This is a genomic window from Enterobacter sp. ENT02 (genome assembly GCF_019219165.1).
Lineage (GTDB): Bacteria > Pseudomonadota > Gammaproteobacteria > Enterobacterales > Enterobacteriaceae > Enterobacter > Enterobacter mori.
Genome location: NZ_JAHUWD010000002.1, coordinates 689,593 through 709,667, shown reverse-complemented (window position 1 = coordinate 709,667; position 20,075 = coordinate 689,593). Strand labels below are relative to the sequence as shown.

At 55.8% G+C, this 20,075-nt stretch carries 19 protein-coding genes and 1 pseudogene; 7 read left to right on the top strand and 13 right to left on the bottom strand.

Annotated elements, in window-relative coordinates; genetic code table 11:
* Positions 1 to 8 precede the first annotated feature (8 nt).
* The 6 genes and pseudogenes from KW829_RS09345 to osmE form a co-directional block, all read right to left on the bottom strand.
* Complete coding sequence (locus tag KW829_RS09345; protein ID WP_089599100.1) at positions 9 to 1,364, bottom strand: 6-phospho-beta-glucosidase; 1,356 nt, start codon at positions 1,362 to 1,364, stop codon at positions 9 to 11.
* Positions 1,365 to 1,474: 110 nt separating this feature from the next.
* Positions 1,475 to 2,311, bottom strand: a pseudogene (chbR, locus tag KW829_RS09340) (transcriptional regulator ChbR); the annotation flags it as partial.
* Between the two features lie 11 nt (positions 2,312 to 2,322).
* The gene (gene chbA, locus KW829_RS09335) at positions 2,323 to 2,670 is read right to left on the bottom strand and encodes a PTS N,N'-diacetylchitobiose transporter subunit IIA (RefSeq protein WP_010430147.1); all 348 of its coding nucleotides are present in this window, start codon (positions 2,668 to 2,670) and stop codon (positions 2,323 to 2,325) included.
* Between the two features lie 48 nt (positions 2,671 to 2,718).
* Entirely contained in the window at positions 2,719 to 4,077 is a 1,359-nt protein-coding gene (gene chbC, locus KW829_RS09330) for a PTS N,N'-diacetylchitobiose transporter subunit IIC (protein WP_010430146.1), read from the bottom strand.
* 80 nt (positions 4,078 to 4,157) lie between these two features.
* The gene (locus KW829_RS09325; protein ID WP_260591518.1) at positions 4,158 to 4,514 is read right to left on the bottom strand and encodes a PTS sugar transporter subunit IIB; all 357 of its coding nucleotides are present in this window, start codon (positions 4,512 to 4,514) and stop codon (positions 4,158 to 4,160) included.
* A 241-nt stretch (positions 4,515 to 4,755) separates the two neighbouring features.
* Positions 4,756 to 5,100, bottom strand: coding sequence for an osmotically-inducible lipoprotein OsmE (gene osmE, locus KW829_RS09320; RefSeq protein ID WP_010430142.1), 345 nt, complete (start codon positions 5,098 to 5,100; stop codon positions 4,756 to 4,758).
* Positions 5,101 to 5,332: 232 nt separating this feature from the next.
* On the opposite strand from osmE, the gene nadE reads away from it, so the two are divergent.
* Both nadE and cho read left to right on the top strand, forming a co-directional pair.
* A complete protein-coding gene (gene nadE / locus KW829_RS09315; protein WP_218308071.1) occupies positions 5,333 to 6,157 on the top strand; it encodes an ammonia-dependent NAD(+) synthetase in 825 nt (274 codons plus the stop codon).
* A 148-nt stretch (positions 6,158 to 6,305) separates the two neighbouring features.
* Positions 6,306 to 7,184: an excinuclease Cho gene (gene cho / locus KW829_RS09310; protein ID WP_120158903.1), complete on the top strand. Its 879-nt coding sequence runs from the start codon at positions 6,306 to 6,308 to the stop codon at positions 7,182 to 7,184.
* On the opposite strand, the gene ves is transcribed toward cho, so the two are convergent.
* From ves to KW829_RS09275, 7 genes are all read right to left on the bottom strand, one after another.
* Positions 7,162 to 7,719 carry an environmental stress-induced protein Ves gene (ves, locus tag KW829_RS09305; RefSeq protein ID WP_218308070.1) on the bottom strand — a complete coding sequence of 186 codons (558 nt, stop codon included), beginning with the start codon at positions 7,717 to 7,719 and terminating at the stop codon, positions 7,162 to 7,164. The genes cho and ves overlap by 23 nt on opposite strands.
* A 261-nt stretch (positions 7,720 to 7,980) precedes the next feature.
* Positions 7,981 to 8,475 (bottom strand): ATP-independent periplasmic protein-refolding chaperone Spy, encoded by a 495-nt coding sequence (gene spy / locus KW829_RS09300; protein ID WP_100166970.1) that lies wholly within the window; start codon positions 8,473 to 8,475, stop codon positions 7,981 to 7,983.
* Between the two features lie 329 nt (positions 8,476 to 8,804).
* A complete protein-coding gene (astE, locus tag KW829_RS09295; protein WP_218308069.1) occupies positions 8,805 to 9,770 on the bottom strand; it encodes a succinylglutamate desuccinylase in 966 nt (321 codons plus the stop codon).
* 9 nt (positions 9,771 to 9,779) lie between these two features.
* A complete protein-coding gene (gene astB / locus KW829_RS09290) occupies positions 9,780 to 11,105 on the bottom strand; it encodes an N-succinylarginine dihydrolase (protein WP_218308068.1) in 1,326 nt (441 codons plus the stop codon).
* The gene (astD, locus tag KW829_RS09285) at positions 11,092 to 12,579 is read right to left on the bottom strand and encodes a succinylglutamate-semialdehyde dehydrogenase (RefSeq protein ID WP_218308067.1); all 1,488 of its coding nucleotides are present in this window, start codon (positions 12,577 to 12,579) and stop codon (positions 11,092 to 11,094) included. The genes astB and astD overlap by 14 nt, the downstream gene beginning before the upstream one ends.
* Positions 12,576 to 13,610: an arginine N-succinyltransferase gene (astA, locus tag KW829_RS09280; protein ID WP_010430122.1), complete on the bottom strand. Its 1,035-nt coding sequence runs from the start codon at positions 13,608 to 13,610 to the stop codon at positions 12,576 to 12,578. Before astA ends, astD begins: the two co-directional genes overlap by 4 nt.
* A complete protein-coding gene (locus KW829_RS09275; RefSeq protein WP_218308066.1) occupies positions 13,607 to 14,827 on the bottom strand; it encodes an aspartate aminotransferase family protein in 1,221 nt (406 codons plus the stop codon). Before KW829_RS09275 ends, astA begins: the two co-directional genes overlap by 4 nt.
* A gap of 433 nt (positions 14,828 to 15,260) precedes the next feature.
* Between KW829_RS09275 and xthA the strand changes: the two genes are divergently transcribed.
* The 5 genes from xthA to KW829_RS09250 are packed head-to-tail and all read left to right on the top strand — an operon-like array spanning position 15,261 to position 20,061.
* Positions 15,261 to 16,067, top strand: coding sequence for an exodeoxyribonuclease III (xthA, locus tag KW829_RS09270; RefSeq protein ID WP_100166976.1), 807 nt, complete (start codon positions 15,261 to 15,263; stop codon positions 16,065 to 16,067).
* Positions 16,068 to 16,073: 6 nt separating this feature from the next.
* Positions 16,074 to 16,757, top strand: a complete 684-nt coding sequence (locus KW829_RS09265; protein ID WP_218308065.1) for a TVP38/TMEM64 family protein — start codon at positions 16,074 to 16,076, stop codon at positions 16,755 to 16,757.
* A gap of 15 nt (positions 16,758 to 16,772) precedes the next feature.
* Positions 16,773 to 17,933 carry an ABC transporter substrate-binding protein gene (locus KW829_RS09260; RefSeq protein ID WP_371317573.1) on the top strand — a complete coding sequence of 387 codons (1,161 nt, stop codon included), beginning with the start codon at positions 16,773 to 16,775 and terminating at the stop codon, positions 17,931 to 17,933.
* Positions 17,906 to 19,441, top strand: a complete 1,536-nt coding sequence (locus KW829_RS09255) for a thiamine ABC transporter permease (protein WP_218308063.1) — start codon at positions 17,906 to 17,908, stop codon at positions 19,439 to 19,441. Before KW829_RS09260 ends, KW829_RS09255 begins: the two co-directional genes overlap by 28 nt.
* Entirely contained in the window at positions 19,441 to 20,061 is a 621-nt protein-coding gene (locus KW829_RS09250; RefSeq protein WP_218308062.1) for an ATP-binding cassette domain-containing protein, read from the top strand. The genes KW829_RS09255 and KW829_RS09250 overlap by 1 nt, the downstream gene beginning before the upstream one ends.
* Positions 20,062 to 20,075 lie beyond the last annotated feature (14 nt).

Genomic DNA, 20,075 nt, shown 5'->3' with positions numbered 1-20,075 from the left:
ACATCCTCTTAACGGTGGGTGAACTTCAGTTTCTCAACCGTTGCAGCAAAGTTTGGCAGCCATTTTTCATGCGCCAGGATCATCTCACTCGCCAGTTGCTCCGCATCACGGTCGGAATGCACCAGCGGACTGAGGTTCAGGGCCAGAAGCACATCATTCAGTTCACCGCTCAACGCCGCATTGCTTGCTGCCACCTCAAAGCCTTTGATGGTGTGGATCAGGCCCATCACTTTGTCATCAAAGTGAGTAATACGCGGGTGCGGTTTCGCGCCATCGCGACCCAGAATGCAGGTCATCTCAACGGCCCAGTCAGCCGGGATATTATCAATGTGGCCATGATGCGGCACGTTGACGTAGTGCTCAGCCTGCTTGTCGTTGTAAATGGCGTTAATCACTTCGCAGGCCGCATCGGAATAGTATGCCCCGCCGCGCTGCTCCAGCTCTTTCGGTTTAACATTAAGATTTGGATCTTTATACAAATCAAACAGCTGCTTCTCAACTTTTTGTACCACCTGGGCACGCGCGCCGCCTTTATAGTACTCGCCCATTTCGATAGCCAGCATCTCTTTCTGCTTGAAATAGTAGAGCAGGTACGAGCACGGCAGCAGGTTCAGGGAGCGGATCAGTCCTTCACTGAATGGCAGATCGAAAATGTTCTTCACCGATGCGGCGGTCAGTCGACCCGAAGCAACACCGTCGAGCAGTTCGGCAAAGCGCGACGTGCCGTTAACGATCACATCTTTGATAAACACCATGTGGTTCAGGCCGAACAGATCGATGGAGAGCTCGTCGTTGTCGGTCAGCGCCAGCACGTCGCGGATAAACATCTTCATGCCAATCGGGATATTACAGACGCCGATAAAGCGTTTGAAACCGGTGTGGCGATAGACTGCCTCAGTCACCATTCCCGCCGGGTTGGTGAAGTTAATCACCCACGCATTCGGGCAAATCTCTTCCACGTCTTTGATGATGTCGAAAATCACCGGAATGGTACGCAGACCTTTAAACAGACCGCCCGCACCGTTAGTTTCCTGTCCCAGATAGCCGTGGCTCAGCGGAATACGCTCATCCAGCTCGCGTGCTTTCAGCTGGCCGACGCGCAGCTGGGTGGTGACGAAATCAGCATCTTTCAGCGCCAGACGGCGATCCAGCGTTTTATGTACGGTCAATGGCACACCGGCTTTCTCAACCATACGTTTACACAGGTCGAAAATAATATTCAGCTTTTCCTGACCTTCTTCTACATCCACCAGCCATAATTCGCTGACCGGTAATTCATGATAACGTTTCAGGAAACCTTCCAGTAATTCCGGGGTATAGCTGCTGCCGCCACCAATGGTTACGACTTTTAATTTCTGTTGCATAATATCTCCCTTAGCGTATCAGGTTAACCGCCTGCAAGGTATAGCGTTCTCTTCCCGCTATTTGGGCAAGCAATTACGTCAATATTCGTGGCGAATAAAATCGCCGGGTATTAATTAATTACCGTCAGATTTTTGCGGTAACTGTTTGGTGTGAACGAAGTAAACTTCTTAAACGTTTTAATAAACAGGCTGGGGCTACTGTAACCTGACTCATAAGCAATATCGGTGACAGAGTAATTGGTAATTTCCAGCTGTTTCTTGGCAAAGTTAATGCGGATTTCATTAATGATTTGCACAGGCGTTTTACGATAATAACGCTGCGTCGCGCGGGTTAAATACTCCTGGGACTTGCCCGACAACGAAACCATATTTTCCAGCGCGTTGTCGCTGAATTGCCCTTTGTCGTGCATGAGCTCAACGGTACTGCGAAGCCACTGTGGGATATCATCAATGACCTGCTGTTCTTCGCGATGATGGCGAAGGCGGTTCATCACATAAAACGTCACGGTTTCAATAAACTCGTCGAACTCATTGTCGCGGAAGTTGAGTGAGGCAATAACCGTTTCGATCCAGGTCATGAACTCGTTTTTGACGCGATAGACCTGTGACGCCACGAAGCAGAACGGTACCAGCGGCAGATAATGTTTCTCAAAGAAGCGTCGGCTGACGCCCACATTCAGAATGCGTGTGGCACCAAACTCGTAAAAGCTCTGATGATAGGACCCCATCGGCAGGAAGACAAAATCTCCGCGCTCCAGTAACACGCGCTTGCCGTTGATCTCCTGGTAGTAGCGGCCGGTCAGAACAATCGTGAACTCGTAGTAGTCATGCTGGTGCAGACCACTGGCGCTCTCCGTCTTGTTGTAAATAACCACGTGAAAATTCTTGCCATTAAACAGCTGCTGCTCAAGTGCGGTTTTAATTTCCATCGTGCTGACCTCCTGCTGCCTGACCTGACTTACTGCATCTTCTCGTGAAGCTCGATTAACTCTGCCACCAGCTCGCGCGCCAGCATGGAGGTCATCAGATGATCCTGGGCATGTACCAGCACCAGGCTCACCTTCATTTTCCCTTCGCCCTGGTCGCCTTCGATGAGCTTCGTCTGCACCAGATGCGCTTCATTCAGTGCAAGACGGGACTGGTCCATCATGGTTTTTGCTGCGGCGAAATCACCCTGCTTGGCCTGCTTCAGCGCGGCATATGCCAGGCTGCGTGCCTGTCCAGAGTTGATGATAAGCCCCATCACCACTTCTTCCAGATCGTTCTCTACGGTTTCGTCTGCGACAATACTATCCAAATCTAACATCGTTAAGCTCCTTTTAGCTGGCGCGGGTTGCCCCGCGCCGTGCAATTTTTAGAATTTCAGTGCGAGGGCGATATCCTCTTCGCTCTCTTCTTCATCGATAACGGTTGCCGCTTTGTTCGCTATTGCCACGAATGGCATGTAAAGCAGGGTTGCAATCCCGAGGTTGAATATCGCCAGCAGGAAGGCCGCGACGCTACCGTTGGTGTTAAAGAACGCGCCCAGACCGGCTGGCATGGTCCACGGTGCAATGTTGGTCACCGGTGGGATAATGCCCAGGTAGTACGCGGTCAGGGTGATTGCCGCCAGCAGCGGTTGCACCAGGATGAATGGAATGAACATCACTGGGTTCATGATGATTGGCAGACCAAACAGAATCGGTTCGTTAATCTGGAAGATGCCTGACGGCAGCGCCAGCTTCGCCACCTGACGATGATCGGCACGACGAGAGACAATAAAGACCGCGATGATCAGACCTAACGTCGCCCCGGTACCCCCCAGGAAGATATAGGAGTCAAGCATCGGCTTCGCCCACACATGGAAGGTTTTACCGGCTGCCAGCGCCGCATCAACGGAGCCGTACTGCTGATAAAGCGCAACGTTTTCCAGTGCCCAAGGGGTCATGATACCGCTGTCCAGCGCCGCCAGTGCCAGTGAACCATGCACGCCGAAGAACCACAGCAGGGAGGTAAAGATGACATACGCCCAACCCACCACTCCACCCATTGACGCCAGCGGCGTAGAGATAGAGTCCATAATGATCTGGTGGAAGTTTGTACCCCAGTGAGAGAGCGCCCAGGCGATAATCCCCATAATGGAGAGAATAATGAAGCCTGGAATCAACGCGGAAAATGAACGAGATACCGATGCCGGTACGCTATCCGGCAGACGGATAACCCAGTTGCGGCGAATAATAAACGTGAACATTTCCGCAACGACCAGACCGATAACAATACCCGAAATAATATTAGCGCCACCCAGCCAGTTAGCACCGACAGCATAAGCCTCGCCGACGCTGTATGGGGTAACCGTCATAAATGCTGCGACAGAGAGTAAACCTGCGGCCAGAGGATCCACTTTACGCTCTTCAGCCAGCGCCATCCCGATAAAGAAAGGCGCCATCAGCGACATAATACCCAACGTGCCGTTGTATACGTTGCCGCCGATGGCTTTAAGACCATTAAGGGTTTCAATAGTGGAAGCGTCTAACCGAATTCCTAATGAATAAAAGAAGGAACCTTCACCAAAGCTCAGAAAAACGTTGTTAATTAAAACGAACATTGCCCCGGCCAGCGTCAACGGCATTAATTTAATAAAGCCGTTTTTGATGGCATTAACGTGAGGCTGCTTTCCTATTTTAACAGCAAAAGGAAGGAGTACCTTTTCAAGTGAAGCGATGACTTTACTCATAGGAAAATACCCTTAAATGCCGTAACGCATGTTACGGCGTATTGTGTGTGAAATAACTCTTTGACGGGAAAAATAAATAATTAATTAGCAGCTTTTTTAATGGCTGCAACAGCAGCTTTTAATACACCTAAACCATCAATCTTACCGTACAGCCCCGAGTCGATGACTTCGACCGGCTTATGAGGCAGCAAACGCTGAATTTCTGGCAACATATAAGCGATTTGCGGCCCCAGTAAAATAACATCTGCTGTCTGGCCCTTTTCGCCCGCCAGCGTCTCTGGAAACGCCTCGATCACCACAGGAACTTCATACTTTTCGGCCTGCGCACGCATCTTGGAAACCAGAAGCGAGGTTGACATGCCCGCAGAACAGAACAGATAGATATGTTTCTTTTCCATAATAACTTCCCTCTTGTGTGCCCCCCGCCGTCGCGCTATCACTCGACTTGCTATCCCGGCTGACGGGTAGGTTACTTACTGTTGTTTGTCGTTGAAACGAGTATACGCAATGGTACAAGGAGGGGATAATTCTGGATAGGGTCAAATTGTCTCTCATTGACCTGGCTTGTTGACTCTCTTCACATTTTGGGCAAATAATTCGCGCAAAGAAATAAGATTTACGTATGCATAAAAAAACCGGCCACCAGGCCGGTTAGTTAACATCCTCAGGCAAGCGCGGTTACTGCGCCTTAGGGGCCTGTGGATCGGTGTCGTATTCTGCACAGGTCTGATAGCCGGAGTTAATCACATGACCGGTATCATCCAGCGCGACAAAGTAGGTCTCTGCCTTACCATCACGTTGACCCAGTATGTAGGTCTGACAGGTTCCCTTAGCATGAATCATGGTGACTTCAGAAGAAGGTTTACCTGCAATTGCAGCAACCTGCGAACGCGTCATCCCTTTTTTGACGTCTTTTACAACTGGCTGGGTAAACTGATCTTTGGTGCGATCGTAAGCCGTACACCCTGCCAGCATAGTCAGTACCGCCGCTGCGCTTAAAATTCCTGCTACGTTCTTGTTCATATTCCGTCCTCTTGTTTATCAGCGTGTTAACTAAGCATGGGATAAAAAATACTATTGTTCAACTTTGCGAGTTACGCCACACGAATTTCGGAAAATTCTAATAAAACAACGATAAGCTGCTAAAGCGGCGCAATTTAGCGCACTCGAAACTGTGATCCTTGTCGTTTTCCGCCCAAAGGGTTAGTTTTAACAGATAACATTTTTCTGTCTCGTTCTGCATAGGGAGGGCGTAATGGCTCTGCAACAACAGATTATCCAGGCGCTGGGCGCGAAACCTGCAGTAGATGCAAATGAAGAGATCCGCCGAAGCGTTGATTTTTTGAAGTCCTACCTAAAAACAAACGCTTTCCTGAAGTCACTGGTGCTGGGCATCAGCGGCGGCCAGGACTCTACACTGACCGGCAAACTGTGCCAGATGGCCATTTCAGAGCTGCGTGAAGAAACGGGTGATAATGCGCTGCAGTTTATCGCCGTGCGCCTTCCTTATGGTGTGCAGGCCGACGAACAAGATTGCCAGGACGCGATTACCTTCATTCAGCCCGACCGTGTTCTGACCGTGAACATTAAAGGTTCCGTGCTGGCGAGCGAACAGGCGCTGCGCGAAGCCGGTATCGAGCTGAGCGATTTCGTACGCGGCAACGAAAAAGCGCGTGAGCGTATGAAAGCGCAGTACAGCATTGCGGGCATGACCAAAGGTGTTGTTGTCGGCACCGATCACGCAGCGGAAGCGGTCACCGGTTTCTTTACCAAATACGGCGACGGCGGCACCGACATTAATCCGATCTTCCGCCTCAACAAGCGTCAGGGTAAACAGCTTCTCGCCGCACTTGGCTGCCCGGAGCATTTATACAAGAAGGCGCCAACCGCCGATCTGGAAGACGGTCGCCCTTCCCTGCCGGATGAAGCCGCACTGGGCGTGACCTATGACAATATTGACGACTATCTGGAAGGCAAACAGCTGGATGAAGGTACCGCGAAGATTATTGAAGGCTGGTACCTGAAAACCGAACACAAGCGTCACACGCCGATTACGGTGTTTGACGATTTCTGGAAATAAAAGCAAAACGGTAACCTGGTTACCGTTTTTAGTGTTTGCGCCCTCTCCCGTGGGAGAGGGTTGGGGTGAGGGCATCAGGCCATCCGGCTCTTTTTTAACCACAACACACCTGCTACACTGTATACCTGAACAGTATATGGAGCAGTATGTGAGCAGGCGTCAATCTGCCCCGCGTCTTGAGTTTGAAGCGGCGGCTATTTATGAATATCCCGAACATCTTCGCCCCTGGCTTGAAGCGTTGCCTAAACAGCCGGGTGTGTACATCTTTCACGGCGAAAGCGACACCCTTCCGCTCTATATCGGTAAAAGCGTGAATATTCGCAGCCGGGTATTATCCCATTTGCGCACGCCGGACGAAGCCGCGATGCTCCGCCAGTCGAGACGCATCACCTGGTTTCCGACTGCGGGTGAAATGGGCGCGCTATTGCTGGAAGCCCGATTGATAAAAGAGCAGCAGCCGCTGTTCAATAAGCGGCTTCGGCGCAATCGCCAGCTCTGCTCCCTGCAGATCAGCAACGGCAAACCACAGGTTGTGTACGCCCGTGACGTTGATTTTTCTCATGAGCCGAACCTCTATGGCCTGTTCGCCAATAAACGTGCGGCACTGCAGGCTTTGCAGGCGCTCGCCGACGATTTACAGCTTTGCTACAGCCTTTTAGGATTAGAAGGCACCACGCGCGGTCGCGCCTGTTTCCGCTCGGCGCTGAAACGCTGCGCGGGTGCCTGTTGTGGGAAAGAGAGCGTCGAGGAACATAATGCCCGACTGCTCGCCGGGCTGGGGGCCATCAGCGTCAAATGCTGGCCATGGGAAGGTGCCGTTGCCCTGAAGGAAGTGGGTGAATTGATGACGCAGTATCACATCGTCCACAACTGGCTTTGGCTGGGCGCCGTTGATACGTTGCAAGACGCCGCAACCCTGCTGCGTACCCCCGCCGGATTCGACCACGACGGCTACAAAATACTCTGTAAACCCGTGTTAACCGGCAAGTACGAGATCATTTCGCTTAATGACCTGGCAGCCACGTAATTTCACTGAACAACAGCGTTCCTGTAGATTCCAGCAGCCGGAGGGTATGCGTGCCCTCCTCCCAGCTGGCTCCCTGATCCGCCGTCAGCAATTTTTCGCCAAGCTGCCATGCCCCGCTTAACACAAATATCACGCCACCGCGGGAGGCATAGGTGGTGAAGGTCCGATCCGCGACGCGAACCTTCGCCTGGCAACAATCCCGCCGGGTCATAATATTAAAATCCATCGACATCTGCCCATCCGACAGCAGCGCTTTCACCGGCAGATCGCCGGCAAAACTGTAGGGCTGGTGATGTTTCAGGGTATGGAAAAATGCCTGACCGGCATCCAGCGTGACCTCTCCCCCTTCCAGCAGGGTGATTACCCGATCGACGCCGGGAAACGACGAGAACTCGCCATTGCTGGCAATAGAGGCAATGCTGGCGCGCCAGTAAAAATCACGCGTCGCGGGAGGAAAACAACATATTTCGCGTGTTTCGCCAGCGCCATTACGCCAGAGACTGACCGGCATCTTACGGATATCAAAGAACTCCATCACCACTCCTGAGGGGCGCAACCTGCGCCAGGGCAACGACATTGCTGTCATTGCTGTCTTGTTTATTATCGTTGGAAATCTACAGACGTATTATCGGCAGCAGAGTGGGCAAACCTTAGTAAATCTCTGACGCGACTACAGGAGAATACCGCGCTGGCGGCGGCAGGCAAGAGGTGGGCAGAAAGAAAAAACCGCCGGTCCTGTCCACAGCGTTTTTGCTTATGTGAACAGGATCCCGGCGGTCTTAAGAGGGTGAACCGATTATTCGGCTGGTGCTGGCATTTTACCTTCTGGCGCCGGACGTTCTGTCAGACGCTTCTCAAAATTGGCATTAAACTGTTTTTTCTGTTCCGGGGTCAGAATGTTGTAGATCTTATTCTGGGTTTCCATGTGGGCAAGCATGCGGGCTTTATGCTGCTCGGCCATTTTGTCGATCTGCGCTTCCGCTTTCGCTTTATCGAAGCTGTCGCTGGCAATGATGTCATGCATCGCGCGGCGCTCTTCCAGCGGAGGACGTTTCATCTGGTCACGCTGGCTTTTCATGATGTCGCGAACCTGCTGTTTCTGCGCGTCGGTCAGATTCAGGTCTTTAAACATCATCATCTCATGGTGCATACCCGGCTTGCCTTTATGATGCATCATCATTTTGCCTTCAGTTGGCGCGGCGGTCGTGGTGGCGGTATCTGCGGCGAACGCCATGCTGGTAGCGCCCAGAGCCAGGGTAGAGGCAACAAACAGTGCAGTTAACTTACGCATAATGTATTTCCTTACTTTCAGTTATTCTTCGGCGCTATGCCGTGTTGACGATATTCACTTTACGGGGTTTATCGTCAATTAATCAGAGCAACGGTAAAACAATGAAAGTGTAAAAAACAATTTTTCGCCAAATGTGGAGGAATTAAGGATAAAACATGGAGAGGTGAAACATAAATATTCAATACACTGATTTTAAAGAGATTATGCAGGAGTATAACGAAGTGGCGTTTATTAATAAAGCAATTATCCAGGAATATTCTGCAAAAGAGATATAACCGCCTTCATTGCTAAGAAAATAATTTCCCCTCTTACTTCAAGAGGGGAAATTATCAGGCTAATTTTTCCAGCATCAGTCCGGCTCGCAGACCCAACGCCACCGACGGATTGGGGAATAAAACATACTCTGTGGCTTTCTGCACCTCGTAACGCTCGTCACCGTCCTCTGCCAGGAGTACCCCTTGACGGAACGGCGTGAAGTTCAGCGTGTGGGCCGCCATATGGAGAAGGAAGGCATCGCTGCGACGGGTGATCTGCTGCACGACCCGATAACGCACGACGGGCTCGTGCGCATGTTCCGGGGCGGTGCCGCCGAGCAGCGCCCGAAGCGCAGAGTGCGTCGGAGCAAAGCGCGTCAGATCGTTCGCCCCGAAAGGCAGCGCTTTTCCCAGCTCCAGCGTGCAGGCCAGCGCGCTGAAGTTTTCACACGTAAAATGGGTGAACGTACCGCCCGGCGACTGATGGAAGACCAGGGCTTCCAGCCCCGCATCCCCCAGCCAGCTCAGAAAGGTTTCATCCCAGGGCTGACTGCGCTGCGGCAGGACGCCAAAACGCACATGATAAGAGGCACGGATAGCCGTATGCAGGTCGAGGTGCCAGCGCGTTCCCCCCGCGGTGACAAAAAACGTCGTCACTACGCTCTCCAGCCACTGCGCGCGCGCCGTTTCATCGCTTTGGGGGAACTGCGACCAGCGGCCCCCAAACATCCTGTTGATATCACTCACCAGGTAACGTTTGTTTTGCGCCAGCGCTGGCGGATTGCCAAACACCACCAGCACGCGACACGCGAGCGTAATCTCTCCACGGTATAACGCGCGCAGCAGCAGGTCGACAATCTCAACGGGTGCGGTTTCGTTGCCGTGAATACCGCTCGACAGCAGAAGCGATACGTCGCTCTGCGCAAACGGCGTCAGTTCAAGTACGCCCCGTCCCAGCCAGCGCCAGTGGAATGAGGGGCCATCGCCCTCAATCTGTTCGGGCGCTTCGTCTGCCAGCGTCAGCGCCAGTAAATTTTCCATATCAGCCCCTTAGCGCTGGAACGGATAAACCGATCCCAGCTGCAGGATTGTCGATAACGCATCCAGCGCCTCGCGCCCTTCACGCAGAAGCAGCGGGTCAACCAGATCGGCCTGGGTCAAGCGATCCCGATAGTAACGATCGACCCAGTCGTTCAGCCGCGCAAAGAGCGTATCGTTCATCATGACCGCCGGGTTTACCGCCTGCATTTCGTCCTGCGTCAACACCACGCGCAGACGTAAACAGGCTGGCCCGCCGCCGTTGGCCATGCTTTCACGCAGATCAAAGACGCGCAGTTCATTAATCGGGTTATCGGCTTTCACCAGTTCGCTCAAATAACGCCACACGCCCTGATGATTACGGGACTCCTGCGGCAGCACCAGCATCATGCTGCCATCGTCACGGCTCAGCAGTTGGCTGTTGAAGAGGTAGGTTTCTACCGCATCCTGCACGCTCACCGCCTGGGTGGGTACCTGAATAGGCGTAAAACCGGGTACATGCTCATGCAGCGTGGCAAGCAACCTCTCCTGATGCGCAAACGCCTGTTCATGGCAGAACAGCACCTGACGGTTGGAGACAGCAATCACGTCGTTATGGAATACGCCCTGGTCGATCACCTGCGGGTTTTGCTGGGCAAAGATCGCCTGTGACGGATTGACCTGGTTCAGCCGGGCAACCGCCTGGCTCGCCGCCAGCGTCTGGCGTGCAGGATAGCGCGTGGGCGCGTTGTGACCGCCCTCTTCCCGCCCGTAGATAAACAGCTGCACGGCAGGATCGCCATAATCACCGCCCAGCCGGTTGTGGTTGGCTGCCCCTTCGTCGCCAAACATCGCCACCTGCGGCAGGGCCTGATGCACCTCGAAACGGGCGTCATTCTGGAATATGGCGCGCAGCACGCGCTCGGTGGTTTCCGCTTCGGTGGCGCGGTGGAATTTGTTATTCAGGTTCGCCACGGTCAGATGGACTTTGCCATCCAGCGTGTCGGCTGACGGCGCGACGGTCGCCGCGTTTGCCACCCACATTGACGACGCGGAGCTTGCAGCAGAGAGCAGGTGCGGCGTTTGCGTCCCCGCTTTTTCTACCACCTGCTCATCAGTACCGCTAAAGCCGAGCTGGCGAAGGACAGCCACGTTCGGGCGCTCCTGCGGCGGGATGACCGCCTGCGGGAAACCGGCATCCGCCAGCGCCTTCATTTTTAGCAGCCCCTGCTTCGCCGCCAGCTTCGGGTTGGAGACCTGAAAACGGTGCTTCGTCGAGGCTTCATTCCCGAATGAGAGACCGGCATAGTGGTGCGTCAGCCCCACCAGCCCGTCAAAGTTAACCTCACGCGCTTTCATGGCGATCCCCTCCGGTAAAATCCAGCCCCGGATTGAGCGTCTCCGGCAGCGTCAGCGCTGGAGTTTCCAGACTCGCCATCGGCCACGCGCAGTAATCGGCGGCATACCACGCGCTGGCGCGATGGTTGCCCGACGCGCCCACGCCGCCGAACGGGGCGGTACTTGCCGCCCCGGTCAGCGGTTTGTTCCAGTTCACAATCCCGGCGCGCGCTTCAAGCAGCAGCTGATCAAACTTCTCGCGATGCGGTGAAATCAGCCCGCTTGACAGGCCGTAGCGGGTGTTATTCGCCATCGCAATGGCCGCATCAAAATCGTCATAGCGCCAGACACACAGCAGCGGGCCAAAGACCTCTTCATCCGGCACGTTGCTCGCGCCGCTCATCTCAATAATGCCCGGCGTCAGCAGCGAGGTACCAGGCTGAACCAGCTTCGGCTCCAGCAGGGTTTTCGCGCCGCGCGCGACGTGGTCCTGCCAGGCTTTCAGCACGTTCAGCGCGGCCTGTTCGGAAATAAGCCCGCCAATAAACGGCTGCGGGTCGGCATCCCACGCGGCAGGCGCCAGACGCGCGCTCACCTCTACCAGACGCTTCAGGAAGGCATCCCCCTGCGCGCCATGTTTGACCAACAGGCGGCGGGCACAGGTACAGCGCTGTCCGGCGGTAATAAAGGCGGACTGAATCGTCAGGTGCACCGCGGCGTCGATATCATCAGGATCTTCGACAATCAGCGGGTTGTTGCCGCCCATTTCAAGTGCCAGAATTTTCTCCGGCTGCCCTGCCAGTTGGCGGTGCAGCTGATAGCCCGTTCCGGCGCTGCCGGTAAACAGCAGGCCGTCGATATCGCTCAGCGCACTCAGCGCCTGACCGGTTTCGCGCCCGCCCTGCACCAGGTTCAGCACGCCCGGCGGCAGACCGGCCTGTTCCCACAGCTTCACCACCGCCTCGCCGGTTAATGGCGTGAGCTCGCTCGGTTTGAAAATAACGGTATTGCCCGCCAGCAGCGCGGGCACAATGTGGCCGTTCGGCAGATGCCCCGGGAAGTTGTACGGGCCAAATACCGCCAGCACGCCATGTGGACGGTGGCGCAGCGTGGCCGCGCCGTCCGGCATCTCGGTATGCTGTTCGCCGGTGCGGGTGTGGTACGCCTTGATCGAAATGGCGATTTTGTTGATCATCGCCGTCACTTCGGTGGTCGCTTCCCAGCGCGGTTTACTGGTTTCGGACGCAATGATGCGCGTCAGTTCGGCCTTATTCGCCTCCAGCAGCCCGGCAAATTTTTCCACAATCGCCTGGCGCACGGCGAAGGGCTGTTTTGCCCATGCCGGAAACGCGCGGCGAGCAGCCTGGCCCGCCTGCTCTACCTGCCCGGCACTGGCATCATTTCCTTTCCAGAGCACCGCCTGGCCGACCGGATTGGTTTTTACCCGCAGGTCGCCTTCACCCGTTACCCAGTCACCGTTAATCCATAAAGTCATGCTGTTTTCTCCTCAGGGCAGAGACGCACCAGGCGAACCGAGTCGCCCGCGTTACATTTCAATGCATCCAGCTGCGCCGCCGTCAGTACCAGACGCTCACATTTAGGGTCAGTACGTACCAGCATGGCGCGGAAATTGTTGTAATTTTCGTTGGAGACCAGACAGGCTGGCCATTCGCCCGGCGCGGGCTGTCCTTCGGAGACCGTCACCAGACGGCTTTTACGAATGGCACGCACGCGGTCGATGTCACACTCAAGCGTTGGGCCACCGTCGAAGATGTCGACATAGTTACGGTAGCGGAACCCCTCTTTCTCCAGCACCGCGCGGGCGGGCGCGGTCTGCGGATGCACTTCGCCGATCACTGCCTGCGCTTCCGGGGTGAGGAAATGGGTATAGATAGGATGTTTCGGCATCAGTTCGGCAATAAAGGCTTTCTGGCCCGTGCCGCAGAGATAGTCTGCCCGGCTGAACTCCATCGAGAAGAAGCGCTCGCCCAGGCTCTCCCAGAACGGCGAGTAGCCTGTCTCATCAATCACGCCGCGCATCTCGGCAACCACTTTTTCGTTAAAGCGATCGCGAAAGGCGGCCATAAACATAAAGCGCGATTTGGAGAGCAGATAGCCGTTGCCCTCTTTGCGCCACGCCGGATCGAGGAACAGCGTGCACAGCTCGCTGGCACCCGTGTGGTCATTACAGAGAAACAGCGTGGGCAGCGCGTTATAGACGTTCAGCTCTTTCGAGGCGTGAACCATGGTACCGACGCGGTAGTTGTACCACGGATCGTTAAGCCCGACGGCCACTTCAATGGCGCAGATCCCGGCCACGGTGCCCGTGTCGGTCTCTTCCAGCACGAACACATAGCCCTGTTCGCTTTTTGGCAACGTCCCCTGCCAGGTGTGCAGGGCGCGCTCAATGCGCGCCGACAGCGTTTTTTCATCGGCGGGAAGCGAGGTCAGCCCGCCTCCCGTCTTACCGGCAAGCTGCATAAGCCCGGCGAGATCGCCGCGCTCAACGGGACGGATGACCATCATGATGACACCCCGGATTTCACCTGTTCACAGGCCAGAGCAAAACGGTCTAAGCCAGTTCTCACCTCTTCTTCGCTGACGATCAGCGCAGGGGCAAACCGCACCACGTTGGCACCGGCAATCAGCACCATCACGCCCACTTTTGCCGCTTCCTGTGAAATAAGTTTAGCTTTTCCGGCAAACTCCGACGTGAGTTCGCAGCCGATTAACAGCCCCAGACCGCGAACTTCTTTAAACAGCCCCATTTTGCTGTTAATGGCATTCAGGCGCTCAACAAACCAGTCGTGACGCTGCTTAACGCCTTTCAGCACCTCAGGGGTGTTAATGATGTCGAGCACCTGCCCGGCGACGGCGGTAGCCAGCGGGTTACCGCCATAGGTTGTGCCATGGGTGCCCACGGTCATTACGCTGGCAAATTTATCGGTGGTCAGCATCGCCCCAATCGGGAAGCCGCCGCCCAGCGCTTTGGCGGTTGAGAGCACGTCCGGGGTAACGCCATAGTGCATATAGGCATACAGCTCACCGGTGCGGCCCACGCCGGTCTGCACTTCGTCGAAAATCAGCACCGCATTGTGACGATCGCACAGCTCGCGCAGCCCCTGCAGGAAGGCTTTTTGCGCCGGAAGTACGCCACCCTCGCCCTGCATCGGCTCGACGATCACCGCACAGGTTGTGTCGTCAATCAGCTCGCTGGCGGACTGCAGATCGTTATAGATGGCGTGACGGATATCCGGTGGCAGCGGCGCAAAGTCCTGAGAGTAAGAAGGCTGACCGCCTGCGCTGACGGTAAACAGCGTGCGGCCGTGGAAGGCATTCTTAAACGCCACAATCCCACTCTTGTGCGTGCCAAACTTGTCGTGGGCATATTTACGCGCCAGCTTCAGCGCCGCTTCGTTGGCTTCCGCCCCCGAGTTACAGAAAAACACTTTTTCGGCAAAGGTCGCGTCGATCAGTTTTTTTGCCAGGCGCAGCGCAGGCTCGTTGGTAAAGCCGTTACCGGTATGCCAGAACTTCGCCGCCTGGTCGTTCAGCGCCTGACGCAGCGCCGGGTGCGCATGGCCCAGCGCATTCACCGCAATCCCCCCCGCAAAGTCGATGTACTCTTTGCCCTGCTGATCCCACAGGCGCGAGCCTTCCCCACGTACCGGAATAAAAGCCGCCGGAGCGTAAACCGGCATCATCCATTCATCGAAATTTTCACGCGTAATTGACAGAGACATAGCGACCTCATCCGGTAAATAAAAAGTTATTTGAATGTTAAATAATTGGGTGTTTGCACTGTGAATGTAGATTGCACGCTTCGTGCCAGCCAGCGATAAAAATGCATAAACGGGATAGCAAGACAGAATATCAACAGGTTACGATATGGAGTTATTCACTGTTAATGCATAAAAAGTGAATATTTTTACGACAAGCGGCGCTTTGCCGCATGAAAATCAGAAAGAGTATGCACAGGCCAAATATAATTCTGGAATTGTGATCGCTCGCGAAATTTATTGACCCTTTACGCTCTCTTTGGGGGCAAGACGCGTCAGAATGGTGCAAAAATTGCACCGTTGGCATTATCTGTCGCAGTAATTGGGCGAAGCGGATAACAGACGACACAATTTCTGCTACCATCCATGCACTATTCACCTTGCACTGGCAGCGACTATGAAATTTGTCTCTTTTAATATCAACGGCCTGCGCGCCCGTCCTCATCAGCTTGAAGCCATTGTTGAGCAACATCAGCCAGATGTGATCGGCCTGCAGGAGACCAAGGTTCACGACGACATGTTCCCCCTCGAAGAGGTGGCGAAACTCGGTTACAACGTCTTTTATCATGGGCAGAAAGGCCATTACGGCGTTGCGCTGTTGACCAAAGAGACGCCCGTTTCTGTGCGCCGTGGTTTTCCCGGCGATGACGAAGAAGCACAGCGCCGCATCATCATGGCGGAGCTGCCTTCCCCGCTGGGGAACATCACCGTGATCAATGGTTACTTTCCCCAGGGCGAAAGCCGCGACCATCCGACCAAATTCCCGGCCAAAGCCAAGTTTTATCAGGATCTGCAGGACTATCTGACTACCGAACTGAACAAAGACAACCCGGTGCTGATTATGGGTGATGTGAACATCAGCCCGACCGACCTGGATATTGGCATCGGTGAAGACAGCCGCAAACGCTGGCTGCGTACCGGCAAATGTTCCTTCCTGCCGGAAGAGCGCGAGTGGATGCAGCGCCTGCTGGACTGGGGCCTGGTGGATACCTTCCGTACCGCCAACCCGGAGACGCAGGATCGCTTCTCGTGGTTTGACTATCGCTCAAAAGGCTTTGATGACAACCGCGGCCTGCGCATCGACCTGCTGCTGGCCAGCTCCCCGCTGGCAGAACGCTGCATTGAAACCGGTATTGACTACGATATCCGTAGCATGGAAAAACCGTCTGACCACGCGCCGGTGTGGGCGAAATTCAAGCTGTAACCCTGTGTGAACATTCAAAAAACACTTTTCCTGTGCGCCCTTCTGGGCGCCTTTGCGCTGGCGTTCTTCCTCCTGCCACCGGGTACGCTATCCCTCGACATGATAAAAACGCACCAGCAGGCGTTGCTCACGCAGGTCGAACATGCCCCCCTGCGAAGTGCGCTCACCTTTTTTGTTATCTATGTCGTGGTAAGCGCCCTGTCGATCCCTGGCGCAGCCATCCTGACGCTGCTGGGTGGTGCACTTTTCAGCTTGTGGGAAGGCGTACTGCTGGTGTCGTTTGCGTCCACGCTCGGCGCCACGCTGGCGATGCTCGCCAGCCGTTATCTGCTTCGCGACGGGGTGCAACGGCGTTTTACGCTACAGATGAAAACGGTCAATGCCGGGATGGCGCGTGACGGCGCGGGGTACCTTTTTGCCCTTCGCCTGATGCCGCTGTTTCCGTTTTTCCTGGTGAATTTGCTGATGGGGCTGACCCGCATCACGGTGCGTCGCTACTGGTGGGTAAGTCAGGCCGCCATGCTGCCTGCAACGGTTGTCTTTCTCAACGCCGGGCGCGAGCTAGGAAGAGTGACATCACTGCGCGATATTTTGTCGCCGGGTGTGCTGTTCGCCTTTACACTACTGGGGTTATTCCCGCTGGCCACCCGCTGGCTCTTTTCCCGTTACACCTCTTCGTTCAAAAAGTGAGGCATTATGCGCCGTGTGCGTTTTTGCGCGTTTCTGACAAGCCTGCTGCTGGCGGCGCCAGCCTTTTCTGCAGACAGCTGGCAATCCCTGCAACAACAGGCAAAAGGCCAGACCGTCTGGTTTAATGCCTGGGGTGGCGATCCGGCGGTTAACCGCTACCTGGACTGGGTTAGCGGCGAAATGAAAACGCACTACGCGATTGACCTCAGAATTGTTCGTCTGGCGGATGCCGCCGATGCGGTAAAACGCATCCAGACGGAACATGCCGCAGGGCGAAACCACAACGGCTCGGTCGATTTACTCTGGGTTAACGGAGAAAATTTCCGCACCCTAAAAGAGGCGGGTTTGCTGCAAACCGAATGGGCGCAGCAGTTGCCGAACTGGCGATACGTTGATACGCGTAAACCGGTTACAGAGGATTTTGCCATACCAACCGAGGGAGCAGAATCGCCGTGGGGCGGCGCGCAGCTGACCTTTATCGCCCGTAAAGCAAGCATGCCCGCGCCGCCAGATACCCCTCAGGCATTGCTGGCCTGGGCGCAGCAGCATCCGGGCTACGTCACTTATCCGCGCCCGCCTGACTTTACCGGCACGGCGTTCCTGGAACAGCTGCTTCTGACGCTCACCACGCAGCCTGACGCGCTAAAAAAAGCGCCGGATGATACCTTCCAGCAGATTACCGCGCCGCTGTGGCGCTACCTCGACACGCTGCATCCACTGCTGTGGCGTAAAGGGCAAGATTTTCCTCTCTCGCCCGCGCGCATGGATGCCCTGCTCGCCAGCGGCAACCTGGCTCTGTCGATGACCTTTAACCCGGCACATGCCCGGCAAAAGGTCGCCAGCGGTGAACTCCCTGCCGACAGCTACAGCTTCGGGTTTAAGAACGGTACGATCGGTAACGTCCATTTTGTCGCCATTCCGGCGAATGCCAGCGCCAGTGCGGGGGCAAAAGTGGTGGCAAACTTCCTGCTTTCACCGCAGGCGCAGATCCACAAAGCCGACCCGGCCGTGTGGGGTGACCCGAGCGTGCTGGACCCGGGAACGCTACCCGCCGATGAGGCGAAGCGGCTTCGCAGCCACACGCCAGAAGCGTTACCGGCAGTTCTTCCTGAACCGCACGCCGCCTGGGTTAACGCGCTGGAGCAGGAATGGCTTCGCCGCTACGGCACCCGCTAAGCGCGGCGATCTGGCTGGTAATGGCGGTGATTTATCTCCCGCTGCTTCCTGCCGTCGCTATGCTGTTTACCCCGGCGCTGTCGCTCGATAGCTGGCAGGCGCTGGCTGACGACCCCCAGTTGCCGCAGGCGTTTGCCGCTACGCTGGTCTCGACGCTGTTGGCAACGCTGGGTTCGCTGGTGATTGCCCTGGGGTTCATCACGCTGCTGTGGCCCGGCGAACGCTGGCGTCGCTTGTGCACGCAGTTACCCTGGATGCTGGCGGTGCCCCACGTCGCTTTCGCGACCAGCGCGTTACTCCTGTTTGCCGAGGGAGGGCTGTTTTATCAGGTCTGCACTTTCTGCTCACCGCAACTCGATCGTTATGGCATCGGGCTGGGGCTAACGCTCGCGGTCAAAGAGAGCGCGTTTGTCCTGTGGGCACTCTATGCCGCGCTGCCTGAAGCGCAGCTGGCGCAGAAGAATGTGGTTTTGCGTACCCTCGGTTACGGACGCCTTCAGCGCCTGTGCTGGCTGGTCCTGCCGACCATTGCCCCCGCGCTGGGGGCCGTGATGCTGGCCGTTCTGGCCTGGTCGCTGTCTGTGGTGGATGTTGCCATTATTCTGGGGCCAGGTAATCCCCCCACGCTGGCGGTGCTGGCCTGGCAGTGGCTCAGCCAGGGCGATGCGCAGCAGCAGGCGCAGGGAACGCTCGTTTGCCTTCTCTTACTCCTGACTCTGGCGCTGCTGGCCGGCGTGGGATTCGGCATCTGGAAAGTCTGGCGACGCACCTTGCCAAACCTCTCCGGCGTCAGGCGCCGCGCGTCCCTGCCGGTACCGGAAAAGTCGCTCGCCTGGTGGCTACCGGGATGTGGGATCCTCTGCGCCATCGTGCTGCTCGGTTTAGCGCGTCCCATAGATGCCGCGCTGTCCCCGTTAACCACCAGCCTTACGCTGGGGATGCTCTCTGGCGTGCTGGCGCTTGGGCTGGGTTTTCTCTGGCTCGAATGGGGGCCCAGAAGAGGCGCGCTGTGGGTCTGGCTGCCGCTCGCGTTGCCCGCTCTACCTCTTGTCTCCGGTCAATATGCCGTTGCGCTCACGCTGGGCATCGACGGGCAGTTCGCTGCCGTGCTCTGGGGGCACCTGCTGTGGGTACTACCCTGGACCCTGCTGGTGCTGCAACCTGCCTGGCAAAAGCTGGATCCCCGACTGTTCCTCTCCGCCAGAACGCTTGGCTGGGGACGGATGAAAATATTCTGGATGCTAAAATGCCCGCTGCTGGTACGCCCGGCGTTACTGGCTTTTGCCACCGGGTTTTCGGTGAGCATGGCGCAATACATGCCCACACTGTGGCTGGGTGCCGGACGTTTTGCCACGCTGACCACTGAAACCGTGGCGCTCAGCAGCGGGGGAAGTCTTCCGATCCTGGCGACCCGCGCGCTGGGATTACTGCTGGTGACGGGCATCGTTTTTGGCATCGCCGCCCTCTTATCCAGACTGGCAGGCCGCTACCGTCGAGGATTACGATAATGTTAAAGGTGCAAAATCTCACCATTGAACCGCTTTTCCGGCAGGTCAATTTTTGTGTACCGTGCGGGGAGATAGTGACCCTGATGGGGCCGTCCGGTAGCGGGAAATCGACACTTTTCTCCTGGATGGTAGGGGCGTTATCTTCTGATTTTAAGGCGCAGGGAGAACTGTGGCTTGATGAACGCCGCTGTGACACCTTGCCCGTGGAAACGCGTGGTTTAGGGATCCTCTTTCAGGACGCCCTGCTGTTTGACCACTTCAGCGTCGGGCAAAACCTGATGCTCGCCCTGCCTTCCCGCATTAAAGGCGAGGCGCGTCGGGAACGCGTTGAGCAGGCGCTACGTTCTGCCGGGCTGGCAAATTACTCTGCCAGCGACCCTGCTACGCTTTCCGGCGGAGAACGCGCTCGGGTCAGCCTGCTGCGCGCCCTGCTTGCGGAGCCGCAGGCATTATTGCTGGATGAACCTTTCAGCCGCCTCGATAAAGCGTTACGAACGACGTTTCGAACCTGGGTGTTTGACGCCGTTCGTGCGCGTAATATTCCAGCGGTGCTGGTCACCCATGATGAGGAAGACATTCCGCCCGGTGGCGAGGTGATCGAGATTTCTCGCTGGCAATAATGTGCTAACGCAAT

Coding starts and splice junctions, on each gene's coding strand:
- chbC (WP_010430146.1), bottom strand. CDS start 4,077: ATGAGTAAAGTCATCGCTTCACTTGAAAAGGTACTCCTTCCTTTTGCT.
- KW829_RS09345 (WP_089599100.1), bottom strand. CDS start 1,364: ATGCAACAGAAATTAAAAGTCGTAACCATTGGTGGCGGCAGCAGCTAT.
- xthA (WP_100166976.1), top strand. CDS start 15,261: ATGAAATTTGTCTCTTTTAATATCAACGGCCTGCGCGCCCGTCCTCAT.
- astE (WP_218308069.1), bottom strand. CDS start 9,770: ATGGAAAATTTACTGGCGCTGACGCTGGCAGACGAAGCGCCCGAACAG.
- KW829_RS09250 (WP_218308062.1), top strand. CDS start 19,441: ATGTTAAAGGTGCAAAATCTCACCATTGAACCGCTTTTCCGGCAGGTC.
- ves (WP_218308070.1), bottom strand. CDS start 7,719: ATGGAGTTCTTTGATATCCGTAAGATGCCGGTCAGTCTCTGGCGTAAT.
- nadE (WP_218308071.1), top strand. CDS start 5,333: ATGGCTCTGCAACAACAGATTATCCAGGCGCTGGGCGCGAAACCTGCA.
- KW829_RS09255 (WP_218308063.1), top strand. CDS start 17,906: ATGGCTTCGCCGCTACGGCACCCGCTAAGCGCGGCGATCTGGCTGGTA.
- spy (WP_100166970.1), bottom strand. CDS start 8,475: ATGCGTAAGTTAACTGCACTGTTTGTTGCCTCTACCCTGGCTCTGGGC.
- KW829_RS09275 (WP_218308066.1), bottom strand. CDS start 14,827: ATGTCTCTGTCAATTACGCGTGAAAATTTCGATGAATGGATGATGCCG.
- astA (WP_010430122.1), bottom strand. CDS start 13,610: ATGATGGTCATCCGTCCCGTTGAGCGCGGCGATCTCGCCGGGCTTATG.
- astD (WP_218308067.1), bottom strand. CDS start 12,579: ATGACTTTATGGATTAACGGTGACTGGGTAACGGGTGAAGGCGACCTG.
- chbA (WP_010430147.1), bottom strand. CDS start 2,670: ATGTTAGATTTGGATAGTATTGTCGCAGACGAAACCGTAGAGAACGAT.
- astB (WP_218308068.1), bottom strand. CDS start 11,105: ATGAAAGCGCGTGAGGTTAACTTTGACGGGCTGGTGGGGCTGACGCAC.
- osmE (WP_010430142.1), bottom strand. CDS start 5,100: ATGAACAAGAACGTAGCAGGAATTTTAAGCGCAGCGGCGGTACTGACT.